The 20,615-nt window shown below is 74.4% G+C and carries 20 protein-coding genes and 1 riboswitch; of the genes, 9 read left to right on the top strand and 11 right to left on the bottom strand.

The features are described from left to right. The first annotated feature begins 113 nt into the window (after positions 1-113). The 3 genes from AB5J87_RS13960 to AB5J87_RS13950 are packed head-to-tail and all read left to right on the top strand — an operon-like array spanning position 114 to position 3,166. On the top strand, positions 114-1,769 hold the full coding sequence (locus AB5J87_RS13960) for a hypothetical protein (protein WP_369376892.1): 1,656 nt from the start codon (positions 114-116) through the stop codon (positions 1,767-1,769). Then, complete coding sequence (locus tag AB5J87_RS13955; protein WP_369376891.1) at positions 1,756-2,130, top strand: hypothetical protein; 375 nt, start codon at positions 1,756-1,758, stop codon at positions 2,128-2,130. The genes AB5J87_RS13960 and AB5J87_RS13955 overlap by 14 nt, the downstream gene beginning before the upstream one ends. 4 nt (positions 2,131-2,134) lie before the next feature. Beyond that, the gene (locus AB5J87_RS13950) at positions 2,135-3,166 is read left to right on the top strand and encodes a hypothetical protein (protein WP_369376890.1); all 1,032 of its coding nucleotides are present in this window, start codon (positions 2,135-2,137) and stop codon (positions 3,164-3,166) included. Positions 3,167-3,229: 63 nt separating this feature from the next. Here AB5J87_RS13950 and AB5J87_RS13945 read toward each other — a convergent pair whose 3' ends face one another. From AB5J87_RS13945 to AB5J87_RS13935, 3 genes are read right to left on the bottom strand one after another with little or no spacing between them, the layout of a single operon-like run. Next, the gene (locus tag AB5J87_RS13945) at positions 3,230-3,949 is read right to left on the bottom strand and encodes an isocitrate lyase/phosphoenolpyruvate mutase family protein (RefSeq protein ID WP_369383521.1); all 720 of its coding nucleotides are present in this window, start codon (positions 3,947-3,949) and stop codon (positions 3,230-3,232) included. Beyond that, positions 3,946-4,395 (bottom strand): carboxymuconolactone decarboxylase family protein, encoded by a 450-nt coding sequence (locus AB5J87_RS13940; RefSeq protein ID WP_369376888.1) that lies wholly within the window; start codon positions 4,393-4,395, stop codon positions 3,946-3,948. The genes AB5J87_RS13945 and AB5J87_RS13940 overlap by 4 nt, the downstream gene beginning before the upstream one ends. Continuing rightward, entirely contained in the window at positions 4,392-4,919 is a 528-nt protein-coding gene (locus AB5J87_RS13935; protein ID WP_369376887.1) for a carboxymuconolactone decarboxylase family protein, read from the bottom strand. The genes AB5J87_RS13940 and AB5J87_RS13935 overlap by 4 nt, the downstream gene beginning before the upstream one ends. Positions 4,920-4,966: 47 nt before the next feature. On the opposite strand from AB5J87_RS13935, the gene AB5J87_RS13930 reads away from it, so the two are divergent. Continuing rightward, complete coding sequence (locus AB5J87_RS13930) at positions 4,967-6,388, top strand: PLP-dependent aminotransferase family protein (RefSeq protein WP_369376885.1); 1,422 nt, start codon at positions 4,967-4,969, stop codon at positions 6,386-6,388. Between the two features lie 66 nt (positions 6,389-6,454). Here the strand turns inward: AB5J87_RS13930 and AB5J87_RS13925 are convergent, their stop codons facing one another. After that, positions 6,455-7,294, bottom strand: coding sequence for a hypothetical protein (locus AB5J87_RS13925; protein ID WP_369383520.1), 840 nt, complete (start codon positions 7,292-7,294; stop codon positions 6,455-6,457). 172 nt (positions 7,295-7,466) lie between these two features. On the opposite strand from AB5J87_RS13925, the gene AB5J87_RS13920 reads away from it, so the two are divergent. Then, positions 7,467-7,796, top strand: a complete 330-nt coding sequence (locus AB5J87_RS13920) for a hypothetical protein (RefSeq protein WP_369376884.1) — start codon at positions 7,467-7,469, stop codon at positions 7,794-7,796. Positions 7,797-7,799: 3 nt separating this feature from the next. After that, positions 7,800-8,981 (top strand): glutathionylspermidine synthase family protein, encoded by a 1,182-nt coding sequence (locus AB5J87_RS13915; RefSeq protein WP_369376883.1) that lies wholly within the window; start codon positions 7,800-7,802, stop codon positions 8,979-8,981. A 119-nt stretch (positions 8,982-9,100) separates the two neighbouring features. On the opposite strand, the gene AB5J87_RS13910 is transcribed toward AB5J87_RS13915, so the two are convergent. Next, a complete protein-coding gene (locus tag AB5J87_RS13910; protein ID WP_369376881.1) occupies positions 9,101-9,793 on the bottom strand; it encodes a polysaccharide deacetylase family protein in 693 nt (230 codons plus the stop codon). Positions 9,794-9,955: 162 nt separating this feature from the next. Further along, on the bottom strand, positions 9,956-11,164 hold the full coding sequence (gene rocD, locus AB5J87_RS13905; RefSeq protein ID WP_369376880.1) for an ornithine--oxo-acid transaminase: 1,209 nt from the start codon (positions 11,162-11,164) through the stop codon (positions 9,956-9,958). A 111-nt stretch (positions 11,165-11,275) separates the two neighbouring features. Continuing rightward, a riboswitch (ZMP/ZTP riboswitch) is annotated at positions 11,276-11,366 on the top strand. Between the two features lie 25 nt (positions 11,367-11,391). Between rocD and glyA the strand changes: the two genes are divergently transcribed. After that, complete coding sequence (gene glyA / locus AB5J87_RS13900; protein ID WP_369376879.1) at positions 11,392-12,663, top strand: serine hydroxymethyltransferase; 1,272 nt, start codon at positions 11,392-11,394, stop codon at positions 12,661-12,663. 137 nt (positions 12,664-12,800) lie between these two features. Here the strand turns inward: glyA and AB5J87_RS13895 are convergent, their stop codons facing one another. From AB5J87_RS13895 to AB5J87_RS13885, 3 genes are all read right to left on the bottom strand, one after another. Further along, positions 12,801-13,601 (bottom strand): hypothetical protein, encoded by an 801-nt coding sequence (locus tag AB5J87_RS13895; RefSeq protein WP_369376878.1) that lies wholly within the window; start codon positions 13,599-13,601, stop codon positions 12,801-12,803. 391 nt (positions 13,602-13,992) lie between these two features. Further along, entirely contained in the window at positions 13,993-15,084 is a 1,092-nt protein-coding gene (locus AB5J87_RS13890; RefSeq protein WP_369376876.1) for a hypothetical protein, read from the bottom strand. Beyond that, positions 15,077-15,685, bottom strand: coding sequence for an RNA polymerase sigma factor (locus AB5J87_RS13885; protein WP_369376875.1), 609 nt, complete (start codon positions 15,683-15,685; stop codon positions 15,077-15,079). Before AB5J87_RS13885 ends, AB5J87_RS13890 begins: the two co-directional genes overlap by 8 nt. Before the next feature lie 242 nt (positions 15,686-15,927). Here AB5J87_RS13885 and trpS point away from each other — a divergent pair, with 242 nt between their 5' ends. Both trpS and AB5J87_RS13875 read left to right on the top strand, forming a co-directional pair. Continuing rightward, positions 15,928-16,920, top strand: coding sequence for a tryptophan--tRNA ligase (gene trpS, locus AB5J87_RS13880; RefSeq protein ID WP_369383519.1), 993 nt, complete (start codon positions 15,928-15,930; stop codon positions 16,918-16,920). 181 nt (positions 16,921-17,101) lie between these two features. Beyond that, entirely contained in the window at positions 17,102-17,677 is a 576-nt protein-coding gene (locus AB5J87_RS13875) for a 2'-5' RNA ligase family protein (RefSeq protein ID WP_369376874.1), read from the top strand. Between the two features lie 683 nt (positions 17,678-18,360). Here the strand turns inward: AB5J87_RS13875 and AB5J87_RS13870 are convergent. Continuing rightward, positions 18,361-19,116, bottom strand: coding sequence for a decaprenylphospho-beta-D-erythro-pentofuranosid-2-ulose 2-reductase (locus AB5J87_RS13870; RefSeq protein WP_369376873.1), 756 nt, complete (start codon positions 19,114-19,116; stop codon positions 18,361-18,363). A 36-nt stretch (positions 19,117-19,152) separates the two neighbouring features. After that, a complete protein-coding gene (locus AB5J87_RS13865) occupies positions 19,153-20,505 on the bottom strand; it encodes an FAD-binding protein (RefSeq protein WP_369376872.1) in 1,353 nt (450 codons plus the stop codon). Positions 20,506-20,615: the final 110 nt, after the last annotated feature.

Genomic DNA, 20,615 nt, shown 5'->3' with positions numbered 1-20,615 from the left:
CCGGGGGTGGTCTTTTTGGCGTACGACACGGAGCCGTCCCCTCCCATACGCTGTGGCCTCCGTCACGGGCAACCCGTCCGTGGAGGGCGGGAGTTCGCTCATCGGGGGGACCGTTGACGACGCGACCGAGGACACCCGGATCCAGCGAGGCGACCCGGCTGCTGTGCGCGGGCACCTATCTGGACGGCGCCTTCCGGGACGCCGTCATCGACGAGCTCTACGTCCACGAGGAGCGCATCGCGGCCCCCTCGCTCGGCATCGACGCGGCCCGGGTCCTGGCCCACGCGCTGCGCGCCCGGCGCCTGGAGACCGGCTGGGCGGCCGGGATCGTGCTGCTGTGGATCGTGGCCGTGCCGCTCACCCAGTGGCTGATCCTGTTCTATGTGCCGGCGTTCGCGCTGTTCACCCTGGCGGGCTGGCTCCGGGGCCCGCAGGAGCGGCCGTTCTGGGTCCGCCGGGTCATCGCCTGGTACGTCCGGCTGATCGGCTGGGTGTGCTACGCGCTGGCCCTCGTCGTCCTGCTGGCGCCCGCCCTGTTCGGCGGCGGGGTGGGCCCGTCCAGGCTGCCCGGACCGTTCGGGTCGCTGGGCGGCGGCACCGGCGGCGACCTGCGGATCCAGGCGTGGTGCGCCCTGGTCCTGCCGCTGCTGCTGGCCTGGGCGGTGGCCGCCCAGCGCGGCCAGTTCGCCAAGTCGCTCACCGAGGAGCTGTCCAGACCCAGGTTCCCGGCCCTGGCCACCGACCCGGCCGAGGCCGCCGAGGGCGACCGCTTCCAGCGCCTGGCCCGCCGCATCCGCGCCGAGCAGCACGCGCCGCTGGTGCTCTACCACGTGACCAACCCGTTCTGCGGGGCCGGGCGGCCGTACGAGCCGTGGTCCCTCTCCGTGGAACTGCGCCCCGACAAGGACCGGGTGCCCGAGCCGCTCGACAACAGCGCCATCCTGCGCCGGATCGTGCCGCTCCTGGAGGCGCTGCGCGTCCCCTCCCCGCACGGCTCGCCCGAACTGGCGGCGGCCGTCCGGGACCGGCTGCGCGAGCTGGAGCTCGACGAGATCGTCTTCCTGCCGGTGCTGGGCCTGCCGAGCCGCGCCGCGGGCCCGTACGACGGCCGCTCCTTCGAGGAGCACCGGGCGCGCGCCATCGAGGAGGGCGGCGAGACCCGGCGGCACTTCCTGCGGATCCGGGTCGGCGGCTGGGGCGAGGAGATCGTCACCACCGTGTTCGTACGGGTCCACACCCAGGGCGGGATGCTGATGCTGGAGGTCGCCCCGCACGTGCTGCGCCCGGTCAGGCAGCTGTACCAGGACGCCGACCGGGCGGCCCACCGCTACCGGCACAACAACCGCTTCGGCAAGGCCGTCTGGGCGCTGGCCCACACCCCGGCCGCGGGCGGGCGCGCGGTGCTCACCCTGTGGCGCGGCGCGGTCTCGCTGGGGCGGCTCGCGGCCGGCGGGTACGGGCGGGCGCTGCCGGAGGGGCCGGTCAGATCGGTGCGCGAGATGGGCTCCGAGAACGACGCCTCGCTCTTCCAGGAGATGGACGTCAGCCGCTATCTGAAGTCCATCCAGGACCGGGTGGCCAACGGGGTGCGCCTGGCGCTCCAGGAGGCGGGCTGGGAGACGGACGAGTTCGTCCAGAAGATCGTCAACGTCGCCGAGGGGGCGACCTTCATCGAGACCGCCAAGGGCGCGATCGCCATCGGCGACCGCAACACGGTGATCAACAAGACGACCACAGCGGGAAAGGCGGGCGGCCGTGGCAACGGGTGAGGACGGCAAGGCACGGGGCGGGATCAGCATCGGCAGCATGGTCGGCGCGATGGCCATCGGCGACCACAACACCGTCACCAATCAGCAGGGCGGCCCGCCCGCCGATCCGGTGCAGGCCGAACTCCTGGCCGCCGTGCAGGAGTTGCGGGCCGACCTGGCCAGAGTGGTCGGCAACGAGCGGGTGCGGGAGCTGGACGCGGCGGCGGCCGACACCGAGGCCGAGATCGCGTCGGCGGGCGCGGCGAGCCCCGGCCGGCTGGCCCGGCTGCGCCGCGCGCTCGGCGACGCGGAGAGCCTCACCGGCATCCTGACCTCGGCTGCCGCCGTCGGCCGGACCGTGGCCACGCTGCTGGGCGGCTGAGCCGATGAGCGCGCGAGGCGGCGGGGGCGCCCACTGGAACGACGAGACGCAGAGCTGGGAGCAGGGCGACGCACGGCAGCCCGCACCCGCGCCCGGTGCGCCGCCGTCCGCACCGCCGCCCCCGTCCGGCCCGCCCCCGTCCGGCCCCCCGGCCCGGCCGCCGCTGGCGCCGCCGCCGTGGCTGGGGCCCGCCTCCCCGTTCGGCGCGGACCAGGGGGCGCCGCACGACGAGGTGCCGCCGCACGAGGCGCCGACCCGGGGCGCGTACCTCCTGCCGCCCGACCCGCTCGCCCCGCCGCCGTACGCGCCCGGGGACCCGGGACCGGATCCGGCGGCGCGACGGCGGCAGCGGGCGGTCGTGGCGGCGGTGGCCGTCGCGGTCCTGGCGGGCGGGGCGGCCGGGGGCTGGGCGCTGTGGGGCCGGGACGACGGGCCGGGGCGGGCGGCGGGCGCGTCCTCCTCGGCGACGGCGCGGGAGAGCGGCCCCACGGACACCGCGTCCGGCACGCCGACCGACTCCCCGGGCGACACGTCCGGTGGGACCCCGACCGGGGAGCCCACCAGCGCGGCCACCCCCGACATCAGCACGGCGGCCGTGCCCGAGGGCTTCCGGCAGGTGGACGACCCGCTGGGCTGGCGCGTCGCCGTCCCGCAGACGTGGACGCGGACCGAGGAGCGCAGCAGCGCCCTGTACCGCTCGCCCGACCAGCGCTATCTGCTCCAGATGTTCCGGCTGACCGAGCCCGGCATCACCCCGTACGACGCCCTGCGGATCACCTCGGGCAACCTCGCCTCCCAGCGCGGCTACCAGGAGGTCTCGCTGCGCCGGCTGCCCGGGACGACCGGCACGGACGCGGCCGAGCTGGTGTACGCGTACGACCGCGACGCCCCGGCCGAGCGCATCCAGGGCGTGGCCCGCTCCTTCGTCGCCGGGAACGGGGCGCCGTACACGGTGCTCGTCTACGGCCCCGTCACCGACTGGCCCCGGCAGCAGGCGGTCCTGAACACGGTCCTCGACACGTTCGCGCCCAGCTGACGGGCGGGCCGATCGGGCCGGGCCGACCGGAAGGGGGCCGGTCCCGGCCGGGGACGCCGTCGCTCAGCCCGTGCGCAGGTGCTGGGCGATCTCCCGCAGGGCGTGGGTGGCCCGCTGCTGGAGGAGGGGGCCGAACGTGACCCGGGACGCGCCCAGTTCGCCCAGGCGGCGCGGGGTCGGGCCGTCGGCCTTGGCGACCTGGTTGACCGGGACCGGAACGGCGGCGGCGATCTTCGGCAGATGCTCGGCCGGGGCCCCGTAGGGGTAGACGCAGTCCGCGCCCGCCGCCGCGTACGCGCGCGCCCGCGCGATGGTCGCGTCGAGATCGGTCAGGCCCGCGATGTACGTGTCCACGCGCGCGTTGACGAACAGCGCGTCCCCGGCCTCCGCGCGCACCTCGGCCAGCCAGTCGGCGTGCCGCGCCGGGTCCTTGAGCGCGCCCTCCGCCGAGTCCTCCAGGTTGCAGCCGACCGCGCCGGTCTCCAGGAGACGGCCCACGAGCTCCTTGGGGGAGAGGCCGTAGCCGCCCTCGACGTCCGCCGAGACCGGGACGGAGACGGCCCGGACGATCCGCGCGACCGCCGCGAACATCTCGTCCCCGGGCGTCTCGCCGTCCGCGTGGCCGAGCGAGGCGGCGACCCCCGCGCTCGGCGTGGCGAGCGCCGGGAAGCCCGCCTCCTCGAAGACGCGGGCGCTGGCCGCGTCCCACGGGCCCGGCAGGATCAGGGGGTCGCCCGGGGCGCGCCCGTGGTGCAGGGCGCGGAAGGCGGCGACGGGGGTCAGCTGTGCCATTCGGTCTCTCCGGGTGCGGTACGGCGGGCCACCATCAGCCGGTTCCAGGTGTTGATGGCGGTGATCGCGGCGATGAGATGGGCCAGTTCGTTCTCGTCGAAGTACCGCGCGGCCTGCGCGTACACCTCGTCGGGAACGAATCCGTCGGTCAGGACCGTTATCGATTCGGTGAGGGCGAGCGCGGCCCGCTCGCGCTCGCTGAAGCGGTCGCCCGCTTCCTCCCAGGCCGCGACGAGATCGAGCCGTCCCTCGGTCTCGCCGTGCTTGCGGGCGAGCTCCAGATGCATGTCCAGGCAGAAGGCGCAGTGGTTGAGCTGGGAGGCCCGGACCATGACCAGCTCGGCCACGGTCGGGTCGAGCTGCTTCTTCGCGGCGGCGCTGACCCCCGCGAGCGCCCGGTAGACCTCCTGGGGGACCTGCCAGGAGCGAGCGGTCACTTGTACATCCCGGGGGTGTAGTGGCCCGGCACCATCCGGGTGGTGACGCCGAAGCGGTTCCAGGCGTTGATGACGGTGATCGCGGCGATGAGGTGGCCGAGCTCGGTCTCGTCGAAGTGCGCGGCGGCCCTGGCGTACACCTCGTCCGGCACGAAGCCGTCGGTCAGCACGGTGATGGCCTCGGTCAGCTCGATCGCGGCCAGCTCCTTCTCCGTGTAGAAGTGCTTCGACTCCTCCCAGGCGTTGAGCTGCACGATCCGCTCGACGGACTCGCCCGCCGCCAGCGCGTCCTTGGTGTGCATGTCGAGGCAGAAGGCGCAGTGGTTGAGCTGGGAGGCGCGGATCTTGACCAGCTCGTGGATCACCGGGTCGACCCCGCGCCCGGCCGCCGCGTCCAGCTTCACCATGGCCTTGTAGACCTCGGGGGCGGTCTTCGCCCAGTGCAGCCGGGGGGAGTGCTCGGGCACCAGGGCGCCGGAGGCGGGGTCGTTGTTCTCGTTCACCGTGTTCCCGTTCGTGGTCATGAAGATGACGGTACGCGGCACATGTCACACGGGTATGGTCCATTTTCATGGTGGAATCCTGGGCCACTTCCACGGGAACCCTGGCCAAAGTCTTCGGTGTCGACCTCCATGTCGACGTGGGCGCGGGCGGGCTGCGGGCGGGGCTGATGGACGCGCTGCGCGAGGCGGTGCGCGGCGGGCGGCTCGCCCCCGGCACCCGGCTGCCCTCCTCGCGCTCGCTCGCCGCCGACCTGGGCATCGCGCGCAACACGGTGGCCGACGCGTACGCGGAGCTGGTCGCGGAAGGCTGGCTCACCGCCCGCCAGGGCTCCGGCACCCGGGTCGCGCAGCGGGCCGCGCCGAAGCGGGCCCGGCAGAGCGGGCCGCGCCACCCGGCGCGCCGCAACCCCACGTACAGCCTGCTGGCGGGCACCCCCGACCTGGCGTCGTTCCCGCGCGCGGAGTGGCTGAAGGCTTCGCGGCGGGCCCTGACGGCGGCGCCCCACGACGCCTTCGGCTACGGCGACCCGCGCGGGCGCGTCGAGCTGCGCACGGTGCTGGCCGAGTATCTGGCCCGGGCGCGCGGGGTGTACGCCTCGCCGGAGCGGATCGTGGTCTGCGCCGGGTTCGTGCACGGCCTGATGCTGCTGGGGCGGGTGCTGCGGGCGCGCCGGGTGCGGGAGATCGGCGTCGAGTCGTACGGGCTGGACGCGCACCGCGATCTGCTGACGGCGGCGGGCCTGCGCACCCCGCCGCTGCCGTTCGACGAGGTCGGCACCCGCACCGGGGAGTGGGGTGCGGCCAAGGGACTCGGGGCGGTGCTGCTCACGCCCGCGCACCAGTTCCCGGTCGGGGTCGCGCTGCCGCCGGACCGTCGGGCGGCGGCGGTCGACTGGGCGCGCACGGCGGGCGCGGTGATCCTGGAGGACGACTACGACGGCGAGTTCCGGTACGACAGGCAGCCGGTCGGGGCCTTGCAGGGGCTGGACCCCGAGCACGTCGTCTATCTGGGCACGGCCAGCAAGTCGCTCGCCCCGGGGCTGCGCCTGGCCTGGATGGTGCTGCCCGAGGAGCTGGCCGGTGAGGTCGCCGAGACCAAGGGCGCGGTCGACTGGTCGTGCGGCTCGCTGGAGCAGCTGACGCTGGCGGAGTTCATCTCCTCGGGCGCCTACGACCGCCATGTGCGCGGGATGCGGCTGCGCTACCGGCGCCGCCGCGACCAGCTGGTGGCCGCGCTCGCCGAGCGCGCGCCGGACGTCCGGGTCAGCGGCATCGCGGCGGGCCTGCACGCGGTCCTGGAGCTCCCGCCCGGCACCGAACGCGCGGTGATCCAGGCCGCCGCCTGGCAGGGCCTGGCCCTCCAGGGCCTCTCCCACTTCCGCCACCCCGCCACCCCGGCGACCCGGGACGCCCTGGTCGTCGGCTACGGCGCGCCTCCGGACAGCGCGTGGGCGGGGGCGCTGGACGCGCTGTGCAGCGTGCTGCCGTAGCCGCCGCGCGGTGAACGGGCCCGTCCCCAGGGGGTTTTCGGCCAGTCGGGGCGGCGGGCCCGGGGGTCAGGCCCGGGGCGCCTCCGCCGTTTCCGGCGCCTCCCCGAAGCGGGCCAGGGCCAGGGCCCCCGCCACCGCCACCGCGAAGCCCGCCACCGCCAGCCAGCCCAGGCCGTCGCGGGTGTGGTCGCCCAGCCAGACCACCCCGGCCAGCGCGGGGCCGATCGTCTCGCCCAGCACCATTCCGGCGGTCGCCGTGGTCACCGAGCCCCGCTGGAGCGCCGAGGTGAGCAGCAGGAACGCCGCGCCCCCGCCGAGCAGCAGCGCGTACAGCGCCGGATTGGCGAGGTCGAAGGAGTCGATCAGCCGCACCGCGACCTCCACCACCCCGAACCCGCAGCCCGCGCCGAGCCCCAGCACCAGGGCGCGCGCCCGGTCCGGCAGCCGGCCGCCGACGGCTCCGGCCACCAGGATCGCGGCGGCGACCGCGAGCAGCGCCCAGGGCAGCGCGGCCGGGCCGTCCTCGTGGCCCTCCTCGCCGGAGGCGAGCCCGAGCATCGCGAGCCCCGCGCAGACCACCCCGACGGCCGCCCACTCCGTGCCCGACAGCCTCACCGCGAGGACCCGGGCCGCGACCACCGCGGTCACCGCGAGCGAGGCGGCGAGGGCGGCCCCGACGGCGTAGATGGGGACGGACCGCAGGGCCGCGATCTGGAGCAGGAAGCCGAGCCCGTCGAGGCCGAGTCCGGCGACGTAGCGCCACTGCCGCACGGCTCTGAGCAGCAGCGCGGGATCGACGCCCGCGTCCGACGAGCCCGCCCCGCCGGTCGCCGCGGCCCGGGCGGCGGCGGCCTGCAGAACGGTCGCGGTGCCGTAGCAGAGCGCGGATCCCAGCGCGCAGATCATCCCAAAGAGCACAGACGGACTGTAATGGAAGGGAGTTCGTGGGGAAGGCGTGAACGGATTCCCGCAGCCGCTCGGCCGGGAACTAGGGTGTGGCCGAATTACGTCCCAGACGTACGTACGAGATCGCCCGCGCGGGACGTCCCGCAGGCGATCAAGAGGGGGAGGCCCAGGCATGCGCAGGTTCCGGTCCACGGCGGTGGTGCTCGGCGGCATGGGGGTGCTCGCCGCCACCCTGTCGGCCTGCTCCAACGAGCCCGACCGGCGCTGCGTCGACCCCGTCACGCACAAGGAGCTCCCCACGTACGAGTGCAAGAGCGGCGGCCACGGCTCCTACTACTACGGCGGCACCAGCCGGGGCGGCGTGGTCTCCGGCGGCTCCTTCCGCTCCGGCTCGCGCTCCCGGGGCGGCTCCGGCTCCAGCACCGACGGCGGCTCCTCGGCGGGCTCCTCCGGGGTGGACCGGGGCGGCATCGGCGGCCACTCCGGCACGGGCGGTGGCTGACGGGTGCGGCGCCACCGCATCGACCCGCGCCCCGGCTGGCAGCAGACGGTGGAGGCGCAGGGTCTGATCTACCCCCTGACCCGCCACCCGGACGGCTCGCTGCGCCCGTACTGGGACGAGTCCGCGTACTACTCCTTCAGCCTGCCCGAGGTCGAGGCGCTGGAGGAGGTCGTCGAGGAGCTGCACGGCATGTGTCTGGCCGCGGCGGCGCACATCGTCGAGCAGGACCGTTTCGCCGCGCTCGGCATCACCGACCCCGAGGTCATGGCCCGGGTGGCCGAGTCCTGGCACCGGCGCTCCGAACTCCCCTCCCTCTACGGCCGTTTCGACCTCTGCTACGACGGCACCGGCCCGGCCAGGATGCTGGAGTACAACGCCGACACGCCCACCTCGCTCGTCGAGGCGGCCAGCCCGCAGTGGTTCTGGATGGAGGACCGCTTCCCCGGCGCCGACCAGTGGAACTCGCTCCACGAACGCCTGGTCGCCGCCTGGCGGCGGCAGGCCCCGCTGCTGCCGCCCGGCCCGCTCCACTTCGCGCACTCGGACGACGACGAACTCGGCGAGGACCTGATGACCGTCGCGTATCTGCGCGAGACGGCCGAGCAGGCGGGCATCGAGACGGCGGCGCTGTCGGTCGAGCGGATCGGCTGGGACCCGCTGACCGGCCGGTTCGTCGACGACCGGCTCGGGTTCATCCGCAGCTGCTTCAAGCTCTACCCTTGGGAGTGGCTGACCACCGACCGGTTCGCGCCGCACGTCCTGGCCACGCTGGACAACGGCGGCGGCACCGGCAGCACCTGCTGGATCGAGCCCGCCTGGAAGATGCTGCTCTCCAACAAGGCGCTGCTGGCGATCCTGTGGGAGCTCTTCCCCGGCCATCCGAACCTGCTGCCCTCCTACCTCGACGGCCCGCGCGAGCTGGCGCACACCACCGGATACGTCTCCAAGCCGCTGCTCGGCCGGGAGGGCGCCGGGGTCGAGATCCACACCCCCGGCGCGCCGCCCGCCCTGCGCGACGAACCCGCCTGCTACCAGGCGCTCTCCCCGCTCCCGGACTTCGACGGGAACCGGGTCGTCCTCGGCGCCTGGGTCGTCGAGGACGAGGCGGCGGGGCTGGGCATCCGCGAGTCCTCCGGCCCGGTCACGGACGAGTACGCGCGGTTCGTCCCGCACCTGATCCGCTAGGCGCGCCTTTCGGGACTCGCCCCGGGTGCGGGGTGCGGGGTGCCGGGTGCGGGGCTGCCCGGGGTGCGGGGGTGCGGGGGTGCGGCGTCCGGCACGGTCCGGGCCCCGCACCCCCGCGGTCACTCGGCGATGTAGTCGCGCAGTGGCGCGGGCTTCAGCCCCGCCGCGTCGGCCGCCGCCAGGACCCGGGTCAGATCGGCGGTCACCGTGTCGTTGAAGTGCAGCAGCACGATGTCCCCGGACTTCAGCCGCGGCACCGGCGGCGACCACTGCCCCCAGGTCGTGAGGTCGTACGTCCAGGTCACCAGTGCCTTCGCCCCGCAGGCCCGGGCCGTGGTGAGGGTCGTCCCGTCGTACGTCCCGAACGGCGGCCGGGCCAGCCGGGGCTCGGCCCCGAACTGCGCGAGGTGCGCCTCCCGGGCCCCGCACAGCTGCGCCCGCTGGCCCGCCGCGTCGAGCGTCGTCAGATCCGGGTGGTCGACCGTGTGGTTCTCGATCCGCGAGGGGCCGTGGTCGAGGAGCGTCCGGAAGTACCCGGGGTCGTACGAGTAGGCCCCCGGCAGCACGAACAGCGAGGCGGGCACCTGCCGTTCGAGCAGCAGCCGCTGCGCCGCCGGGTCATGGGTCCAGCCGTCGTCGATCGTGATGAACACGACCGGCTTGTCCGTCTGGACGTGCGACACGACGGGCACCGGCTCGGGCCAGTCCGCCCGTGCGGGCCCGGAGAGCCCGAGGAGCAGCAGCAGGGGAACGAGCAGGGCGGACGCGGCGCGGGCCACGGAGGCGACGCGCGCGGTACGGGGTCTCGGCATGGACGCATCATTGGTCTGGACCATTGAACTTGTCAACGGCCCGGCCGCGGAAGCCGGTTGCCGTGCCGAGCCCCGCACCGGCCGCCCCGGTGCGCCGCGGATCGCGCCGGGTCACTCCGGGGCGATCCGGAACGCCTCATGCCGCCCGGGGCGGCCCCGGGGCTACTCCTGCGCCAGCACCGCCCGCAGCTGGTCGAGCCCCCAGTCCAGGTCCTCCTTGCTGATCACCAGCGGCGGGGCGATCCGGATCGTCGACCCATGGGTGTCCTTGACCAGCACGCCCCGGTCCATCAGCCGCTCCGAGATCTGCCGCCCCGTGCCGTACGCCGGGTTGATGTCGACGCCCGCCCACAGACCGCGCCCGCGCACCGCCTCCACGGCGCCGGTGCCGGTCATCAGACCCAGCTCGTGGTGGAGGTGCTCACCGAGCTCGGTCGCCCGCTGCTGGTACTCCCCGGTGCGCAGCATCGCGATGACCTCCAGCGCCACCGCACAGGCCAGCGGATTGCCGCCGAACGTCGAGCCGTGCTCGCCGGGCCGGAACACCCCGAGCACCTCCGCCGAGCCCACCACCGCCGAGACGGGCACGACACCGCCGCCCAGCGCCTTGCCCAGCACGCACAGATCGGGCACCACGCCCTCGTGCTCGCACGCGAAGGTCTTCCCGGTCCGGCCGAGGCCCGACTGGATCTCGTCCGCGATGAACAGCACGTTCCGCTCGCGGGTCAACTCCCTCACGCCCGGCAGGTATCCGGCGGGCGGCACCAGGACCCCCGCCTCGCCCTGGATCGGCTCCAGCAGCACCGCCACCGTGTTCTCGGTGACGGCCGCCGAGAGCGCCGTCAGGTCCCCGTACGGCACGATCTCGAACCCCGGCGTGTACGGCCCGTAGTCCGCGCGGGCCTCCGGGTCCGTCGAGAAGCTCACGATCGTCGTCGTACGGCCGTGGAAGTTGTTGGAGGCGACCACGATCTTCGCCGTCCCGTCCGGAACGCCCTTGGCCCGGTACCCCCACTTGCGGGCGGTCTTCACGGCCGTCTCCACGGCCTCCGCCCCGGTGTTCATGGGCAGCACCATCTCCTTGCCGCACAACTCGGCGAGCTGTGCGCAGAAGTCGGCGAACCGGTCGTGGTGGAACGCCCGCGAGGTGAGCGTCAGTCTGTCCAGCTGGTCCTTGGCGGCGTCGATCAGCCGGCGGTTGCCGTGCCCGAAGTTGAGCGCCGAGTACCCGGCGAGCATGTCGAGGAAGCGCCGTCCCTCGACGTCCGTCATCCACGCACCCTCGGCCGAGGCGACGACGACGGGCAGCGGATGGTAGTTGTGCGCACTGTGGGCCTCGGCAGAGCGGATGGCGTCCGATGTAGTCGACACGGGGTCTCCGTTTCATCGTGCGGCGTGGGGCGGGGGTGATGCCCAGTTTCTATCGTCGCTCGGATGCTGGACGAAGAAACCTTGATTCCCGGCGTGCCCGCTAGGGTGAGTGCTACGCACGGCGACTGGCGAGCGGGGAGGCAACCCCGGGGGAGCCGTGCGTGAGCCAGCGCACGAGGTGCCGCCCGCCTGGGCACCCGGGACCACGACGGACCCCGGAGGACGCCATGAGCCTGCCCCTTTCCCACCCCGCCCTTTCCGCCGCCGACCCCGAACTCGCGGCCCTCGTCGCCGCCGAGGAGCGGCTGCAGTCGGACACCCTGCGGCTGATCCCCAGCGAGAACTACGTCTCGGGGGCCGTCCTCGAAGCCTCCGGCACGGTGCTGCAGAACAAGTACAGCGAGGGCTACCCGGGCCGCCGGTACTACGAGGGCCAGCAGAACATCGACCAGGTCGAGACCCTCGCCGTCGAGCGCGCCAAGGCCCTCTTCGGCGTCGAGCACGCCAACGTCCAGCCCTACTCCGGCTCCCCGGCCAACCTCGCCGTCTACCTCGCCTTCGCCGAGCCCGGCGACACCGTGATGGGCATGGCGCTGCCGATGGGCGGCCACCTCACCCACGGCTGGGGGGTCTCCGCGACCGGCAAGTGGTTCCGGGGCGTCCAGTACGGCGTGCGCCACGACACCGGCCGCATCGACTTCGACGAGGTCCGCGAACTCGCCCTCAAGGAACGCCCGAAGATCATGTTCTGTGGCGGTACGGCCCTTCCCCGCACCATCGACTTCGCCGCCTTCGCCGAGATCGCCCGGGAGGCGGGCGCCGTCCTGGTCGCCGACGTCGCGCACATCGCCGGTCTGATCGCCGGTGGCGCCCATCCGTCCCCGGCCCCGTACGCGGACGTGATCTCCACGACCACCCACAAGACCCTGCGCGGCCCGCGCGGCGCGATGCTGATGTCCCGCGAGGAGCACGCCAAGGCCCTCGACAAGGCGGTCTTCCCCGGCCTCCAGGGCGGCCCGCACAACCAGACCACCGCCGCGATCGCCGTCGCCCTCCACGAGGCGGCCCAGCCCTCCTTCCGCGACTACGCCCGAGACGTCGTCGCCAACGCCCGCGCCCTGGCCGAACAGCTCCTCGCACGCGGCTTCGACCTCGTCTCCGGCGGCACCGACAACCATCTGATCCTGATGGACCTCACCCCCAAGGACGTCCCGGGCAAGACCGCCGCGAAGGCCCTCGACCGGGCCGGGATCGTCGTCAACTACAACACCGTCCCCTACGACCCGAGGAAGCCGTTCGACCCCTCGGGCATCCGCATCGGCACCCCCTCCCTCACCTCCCGTGGTCTCGGCACCGAGCACATGGCCGCCGTGGCCGACTGGATCGACCGCGGTGTCACGGCCGCCCGCACCGGCGACGAGGACGCGCTGGCCGTCGTCCGCGCCGAGGTGGCCGAGCTGATGGCCGCGTACCCGGCACCGGGCCTGCCGACGGACTGAGCCGGACGACCGGGCCGACGGGCCCACCGGCGGTTCCGCCCGGCGGAGTGCCGGGTGGTCGTGGCCCGTCGGGGCGACCAACGGTCCCGGCCCGGCGAAGTCGCGGGTGGTCGCGGCCCGTGCCGGGCCGTGCGGGCTCAGGGACCGTCGGGGCCGTGCTCCACGTCCCGCAGCTCCTGGCGCGGTCCCGGCTCGCGGATCCGCCAGGAGCCCCGGGCCGTTCGCAGCGCGGGGCCGCGCAGGAGCAGGGCGAGCGCGGCGCCGAGGACGAGGCCCGGCAGGGTCCACCACCAGCCGTCGACCGCCGAGGAACCGGAGGCCGAGGAGTCGGACGCCGACACCCTGACCGAGGCGGACGTCGCCGTGTCCGAGCCGTCGTCGGTGCCCGCCGTGAGCGTCGCCCGCCCGCCCGGCTCCGGCTCTGCCCGGCCGGGCCCCGAGCCCTCCGCGCTCTGCGGGTCCTGGGCGGACTGGGGGTCCGCCGGGGGTGTCGTCCACTCCCCGGGAGGTATCCCCGGTGAGCCCTGCTCGCGGGCCGGGCCCATCACGCCGAGCTCGGTCAGCAGCGCCCGCAGCTCGGCGGGGCGCCGGGCGCGGTGCCAATAGCCGTTCTCCGTGCGGGGGATGTCGGCCGCCGTGTGTATCCACACCGTGGCGGTGTCGTTGCTGGGATACACGCGGTCCACCCGCCACGGCGAGAGATCGTGGACCATCCACGTCACATTGATCTGGCGGGCGCCCATCGCGGCGTCCAGTCCCGGCGGGCGCTCCTTCTGGCCCTGGTTCGGCTCGCCCAGCAGGGTCATGAGTCCCGAGTACTGCTGGTCGGAGTAGTACCGCGCGGCCGTCTGGTGGCTCGCCGGGGAGACGATCAGCACGCTGGTCGGGCCGCCCGCCAGGGCGTTCGGCGCCAGCAGCAGCGTGATGGCCAGGGCCATGGCGAAGGGAATCACCCCGCACCGCAGGATCCGGCGCCGCCGCGCGGCCGTGGGGACCGCATCAACTCGGCGCGCCCGCACGCCCCGTGGGGCCCGCGCCTGCGCCCGCAAGCCCCGGGCATCCCGTACCTGCGCCCGCAAGCCCCGTGCGGCTGGGCCCCGTCCCCCCGCTCCCCGAACTCCTCCTTCTCCCCGTCCCCGTAACCCCGTTGTCCGTGCTCCCTCTGCCCGCGCTCCTCGCATGGTCATCGGACCCCTCTGCCGGTCCCGGTACGGGCCTTCCGTACCGCGTCACCTCTGATACACCGCTCGAAGCCCCCGGGTTCCCCTTTTCGCCGAGCGGATTTGGGCCGGTCGACCGCGCGGGCCGGGCCGGCCCCGGGGGCCCGGGTCAGCCCGTCGAGGCCGCGATCTCCTCCGCCCGGGCCTTGGAGGCCACGCCCTCCAGCCGCAGCGTGTACTCCCCGTGCGCCTGCCAGACCAGCGTCGGACCGGCCGTGCGCACCACCGAGGTGTAGGCCCGGCCGTCCGGGGCCTCCAGGAGCATCCGCAGCTCGTGCGGCACGCCGAACCACAGCCCGGTGCTGCCTCCCGGCACGTCCGCCTGGTCCCAGGGGACCGGTGTCGTCTTGTAGAACATCGGCGAGAGCGTGGCCCGGAACTCGTCGATCCGGACCGTCCGCGCGCCCTCCGGGTGCCAGCACAGCGTGAGCACCCGGCCGTCCGTCGAGACCGAGGCGGCCGACGGCCTGCCCAGCTCCGACGGCAGCAGCGGATCGAACCCGGCCCGCGCCGCCGCCTCCCGTACCGAGAGGGGTCCCGTACCTTCCGTGCCGCACTCCGGCGCGGGCGCGCCGCCCGGGGACCTCGTGCCCGCCGGGGCCGAGGGGCCGACGCGGGCCGCGACCCCGCCGAAGCCGAACCAGTCGGCCACCGCGGCCCGGACCGGGGGAGTCAGCGCCAGGACCACGAGCACGCCCGAGACGGCGGCGGCGAGCGCGCGCCACCGGCGCCGGACCCAGCGGCGGAGCCGGGCCGCCGGGCCCGGCGGTGGGGCCACCGGCGTCGGGACGTGCTCGGCCAGCAGCTGGGCCAGTACGCGCTCGGCCATCGAGTCGCCGTCCACGTCCGGCACGCGGATCCGGCGGCCCAGGGCGCGCAGCTCCTGCGGCAGGTCGGCGCGGTCGGTGCCGCTCACCCGTTCCGTACCGCTCGCCCGCTCCGTACCGCTCGTCCGTTCCGCGCGGCCCGCGTGTCCCGTGCCGTCCGTGCGTCCCCCGCCGCCCGCCGGTTGCGTGCCGTCCGCCCGTCCCGCGCTGTCTGCGCGTTCCGTGCCGCCCGCAGGTCCCGTGCCGCCCGCCCGCGGCACGCCGCCCGCGCCGTCCGCTCGCTCCGCGCCGCCCGCAGGTCCCGATCCGCCCCCGCGTTCCCCGTCCCCGGTCCGGTCCGGGCTCTCCCCGGTCGGCATCTCCTCGTCAGGCATGGTCCTCACCTCCCTCCTCCGCGCGCAGTGCCTGCGGCAGGATCCGGCTCAGTTTCTTCAGGGCGCGGTTGAGGCGGGACTTCACCGTGCCCCTCGCCCAGCCCAGGGCCGTCGCCGTCTCCGCCTCGTCCATCTCCAGCAGATAGCGGCAGGTCACGACTTGGCGGTGCTCCTCGCTCAGCTGGTCCAGGGCGGCCGTGAGCTGGGCGCGGCGCTCCTCGTCCACGGCCGCGACCGCCGGGTCCGCCGATTCCGGTATCAACGGCTCGGCCTCGGTCAGCGCCGCCTCGCGGCCGGTGGCCGCGCGCTGCCGTGCCGAGGACCGCACTGTGTTCCTCGTCTCATTCACCACGATCCGCATCAGCCACGACCGGAACGGCGAGCCGTCCCGGAACGAGCCCAGTGAGCGGTACGCCTTGAAGAACGCCGCCTGCACCACGTCCTCCGCGTCCGCGCCCGCGCCGAACGCGACCGCCACCCGCAGCGCGGGGGCCGTGTGGGCGCGCACCAGCTCCGCGTACGCCTCCGCCTCCCCGGCGCGTACGCGTGCGATCACCGCGGCCTCGTCGACGTCGATCCGGCCCCCCTCCCGCATCCCCACACCTGGGATACACCGGCCGCCCCGGATCGGTTCCCATCCGTTCCAGACTCGTTCGTGTGGTGTCCGGGGCGCCCGGCGGGTTCCCGCCGGGGTTGCTCCCGGGGGCCGTGCCCGGGTCCGTACCGCGGACCGTTTCCGCGCTGTCGGTGCCACCTGAGAGAATGATGAACATGGCCTCTGATCGCCCTCTCGTCGCCCAGCACCCCGAGCCGAGCCGCGCCGCGTCGCCCGCCGGTTTGCGCGTGCTCTCCGGGATCCAGCCCACCGCAGGCTCGTTCCACCTCGGGAACTACCTCGGTGCGGTCCGTCAGTGGGTGGCGCTGCAGGAGTCCCACGACGCGTTCTACATGGTCGTGGACCTGCACGCGATCACCGTTCCGCAGGACCCGAAGGAGCTGCGCGCCAACACCCGGCTCGCCGCCGCCCAGCTGCTCGCCGCCGGGCTCGACCCGGAGCGCTGCACCCTCTTCGTGCAGAGCCACGTGCCCGAGCACGCGCAGCTCGCCTGGGTGATGAACTGCCTGGCCGGCTTCGGTGAGGCGTCCCGCATGACGCAGTTCAAGGACAAGTCGGCGAAGCAGGGCGCGGACCGCGCCACCGTCGGCCTCTTCACGTACCCGATCCTCCAGGTCGCGGACATCCTGCTCTACCAGGCCAACGAGGTCCCGGTCGGCGAGGACCAGCGGCAGCACATCGAGCTCACCCGGGATCTGGCCGACCGCTTCAACGGGCGGTTCGGCGAGACGTTCACGATCCCGTCGCCGTACATCCTCAAGGAGACGGCGAAGATCTACGACCTGCAGGACCCGTCGATCAAGATGAGCAAGTCGGCGTCCACGCCGAAGGGCCTGATCAACCTGCTCGACGAGCCGAAGACCACGGCCAAGAAGGTCAAGAGCGCGGTCACCGACACCGACACGGTGATCAAGTACGACACCGAGAACAAGCCGGGCGTCTCCAACCTGCTGACGATCTACTCCACCCTCACCGGCAAGACGGTCGCCGAGCTGGAGACGGAGTACGAGGGCAAGATGTACGGGGCGCTGAAGACGGACCTCGCCGACGTGATGGTGGAGTTCGTCACGCCGTTCCGGACCCGTACGCAGGAATATCTGGACGACCCCGAGACGCTGGACTCTGTCCTGGCCAAGGGTGCCGAGAAGGCGCGGGCGGTCGCCGCCGAGACGCTGGCCACGGCATACGACCGGATCGGGTTCCTGCCCGCGAAGCACTGAGCGGGGCCGCGCGGCGCGGCGGGGCCCGCCGGCGGGGAGCCGCCGCGGGCCCGGCGGGGTCGTCGGCGCGGCGCGCGGGACCGGTGGCCCGGCCAAGGGCTCTGGTCAGAACGGCGGGGCGACCGCCACACTGCACACTGACGCACACAGACGTACCCGGACAACGACGGAGGAGAACGACGTGGGGACCGTAACGCTCGGCGTTTCGATCGCGGTCCCGGAGCCGTACGGCAGCCTGCTCCAGGAGCGGCGCGCGGGCTTCGGGGATCCCGCCGCGTACGGGATTCCCACGCACGTCACCCTGCTGCCGCCGACCGAGGTCGACGCGGCGTGCCTGCCCGCGATCCGGGAGCACCTCGCGGAGGTCGCCGCGGCGGGGCGGGCCTTTCCGATGCGGCTGTCGGGGACGGGGACGTTCCGGCCGCTGTCGCCCGTGGTGTTCGTGCAGGTCGTCGAGGGCGGGGCGGACTGTTCCCGGCTGCAGCAGCGGGTGCGGGACGAGGCCGGGCCGCTCGTGCGGGAGCTGCACTTTCCGTACCACCCGCACGTCACCGTCGCGCACGGGATCCCCGAGGAGGGGATGGACCGGGCGTTCGCCGAGCTGGCGGGGTTCGAGGCGGAGTGGACGTGTGGGGGGTTCGCTCTGTACGAGCAGGGTGGGGACGGGGTGTGGCGGAAGTTGTACGAGTACGGGTTTGGGTTGAGTGGGGTGCCGGTGCAGGGGGTTGCGCGGGACGGGTCGTCGGTTCGGGCGTGAGGTTCCCCACCCCACCCCTTCCCTGAAGCCCTCGGCGGGCGGCCGGGTGGGGGTGGAGGTGGTCTCCCGGGGGCTCCGCCCCCGGACCCCCTCGCGGGGCCTGCGGCCCCTGCACCCCGCTCGGGGCTGCGCCCCTGGATCCCCTGCGGGTGGCTGGGTGGGTGGGGAAGGTTGTTCACCGGGGGCTGCGCCCCCGGACCCTCCCGCGGGGCCTGCGGCCCCTGCGCCCGCTCGGGGCTGCGCCTCTGGACCCCGGCTCGGGGCTGCGCCCCTGGACCCTCTGCGGGTGGCTGGGTGGGTGGGGAAGGTTGTTCACCGGGGGCTGCGCCCCCGGACCCCCTCGCGGGGCCTGCGGCCCCTGCACCCAGTTCGGGGCTGCGCCCCGGGACCCGCACTTGGGGCTGCGCCCCTGGCCCCCCCGGCGGGGCCTGCGGCCCCTGCACCCCGCTCGGGGCTGCGCCCCCGGACCCGCACTTGGGGCTGCGCCCCTGGCCCCCCCGGCGGGGCCTGCGGCCCCTGCACCCCGCTCGGGGCTGCGCCCCCGGACCCCACCTGGGGCTCCGCCCCAGACCCCGCTGAGGCCGCGCCCCAGATCCCCCGTCGGGCTGCGGCCCTCCGCCCCCCCGCTCGGGGCGCCCCCTCCCCGGGGGCAGGGGGTCCTCACCCCCTGAGACATCTCCCCCCTACACCGGCAACCTCCGGAAAATCGGCCGCGGCACATGCCGCAGCGCCGACATCACCACCCTCAGCGTTCCCGGGACCCACACCAGTTCTGATCTTTTGCGCAGGCCCGTTTCGATGGATTCCGCCACCGCTTCGGGAGTCGTGGCCAGGGGGGCCTCCGGGAGGCCCGTGGTCATTTTTGTGCGGACGAAGCCTGGGCGGACGATCATGACGTGGACTCCGGAGCCGTGCAGGGCGTCGCCCAGGCCCTGGGTGAAGGCGTCCAGGCCCGCCTTGCTGGAGCCGTAGATGAAGTTGGCGCGGCGGGCGCGTTCTCCGGCCACCGAGGAGAGGACCACCAGGGAGCCGTGGCCCTGGGACTGGAGGGCCTTCGCGCAGATCAGGGACGCCGAGACCGCGCCCGTGTAGTTGGTCTGGGCGACCCGGACCGCCGCCAGCGGCGCGTCCTCGTCGCGGGCCTGGTCGCCCAGGATGCCGAAGGCCAGCAGGACCATGTCGATGTCGCCCTGGGCGAAGACCCTGGCCAGGGCCGGCTCGTGGGAGTCCGCGTCCAGGGCGTCGAAGGCGAGCGTGTGCACGTCCGCGCCCAGTTCGCGCAGCTCCGCCGCCGCCGCCTCCAGCGCGGGGGAGGGGCGCCCGGCCAGCCAGACCGTACGGGTGCGCCGGGCCACCAGACGGCGTGCGGTCGCCAGCCCGATCTCGGACGTGCCGCCCAGGATCAGCAGCGATTGGGGGGTGCCGAAGGCGTCTTTCATGGTCAGCTCCTGGAAGAGGGGGGCGGTGGCGGCGGGTCAGAGGCCCAGGCGGCGGGAGAGGTCCGAGGTGAAGACCCCGGCCGGGTCGAGTTCCCGCCGCAGCGCCCGGAACTCGGCCGCCCTCGGATACATCCGCTCCAGCGTCCGCGGTCGCACCCGGGCGTCCTTGGCCAGGTACACGCGGCCGTCCGCGTCCGCCACCTCCTCGTCCAGCTCGTCCAGGAAGCCGCCGAGGCCCGGCAGGGCGGCCGGGACGTCCAGGGCGAGGGTCCAGCCGGGGCGGGGGAAGGAGAGCCAGCCGGGGTCGGCCTCGCCGAAGCGTTTGAGCACGGCGAGGAAGGAGGGGCAGCCCCGGTCGGCGATGCGGCGCACGATCCGGCGCAGCGTCTCCTCCCGGCCGTGGCCGACGACGAACTGGTACTGGACGAAGCCGCCGGGTCCGTAGATCCGGTTCCAGTGGGGGACGCCGTCCAGGGGGTGGAAGAAGGCGGGGATGCTCTGGAGCTCGCCCGTTCTGCGGCGGGGGGCCTTGTGGTACCAGAACGTGTTGAAGGCCGCGACCGTGCGGCGGGTCAGCAGGCCCGCCGGGAAGTGGCGCGGCGGTGGCGGGAGTTGGAGCGGGGTGAAGCGGAGGGGGGTGCGGCGGGCGCGCGCGGGCAGGGCGTCGAGCGGCGCGTGGTCGCCCCTGGTCAGGACCGCGCGCCCGGTCGCCGCGCCCCGCGCCAGCAGGTCGATCCACGCCACCGAGTAGCGGTAGCGGTGGTCCGTCGCGGTCAGCCGCGCCATCAAGTCGTCCAGGTCGGTGGCGCGTTCGGTGTCCACCGACATCGAGCTCGTCCCGACGCGGTGCAGTCGCAGCTCGGCCGCGAGGATCAGGCCCGTCAGGCCCATGCCGCCCGTGGTGGCGTCGAAGAGGTCGTCGCCGGGGCGCAGCGTGCGGACGGTCCCGTCGGCCGTCAGCAGGTCAAGGGCGCGTACGTGGCGGGAGAACGACCCCGAGCCGTGGTGGTTCTTGCCGTGGATGTCCGCGCCGATCGCGCCGCCCACCGTGACGTACCGCGTGCCGGGCGTCACCGGGACGAACCAGCCCAGCGGGAGCAGGACTTCCATCAGGCGGTGCAGGCTGACGCCCGCCTCGCAGACCACCACGCCCGCCTCGGCGTCGATCGTGCGGACGCGGTCCAGGCCGGTCATGTCCAGGACGGCGCCGCCCGCGTTCTGCGCGGCGTCGCCGTACGCCCGGCCCAGGCCCCGGGCGATGGAGCCGCGTGCGCCGCAGGCGCGGACCGCGTCGGCCGCCTCCTCGTACGTGCGCGGGCGGACCAGCCGGGCGGCGGTGGGGGCGGTGCGGCCCCAGCCGGTCACGGGGGTCAGGGGAGTGGCAGGCATGGGAGCGACCGTAGCGCCGGTTGCGGGGCGTATGCAGTGTTATGTCTGGTTCGTTGAGATACTCACCGAAATGGGTGATTGAGTGAGTGTCAAGCCGCATTGACGGGGAT

The organism is Streptomyces sp. cg36, assembly GCF_041080675.1.
GTDB lineage: Bacteria > Actinomycetota > Actinomycetes > Streptomycetales > Streptomycetaceae > Streptomyces.
The sequence above is the reverse complement of the archived record's forward strand: the minus strand, read 5'-3'. Positions and strand labels throughout refer to the sequence as shown.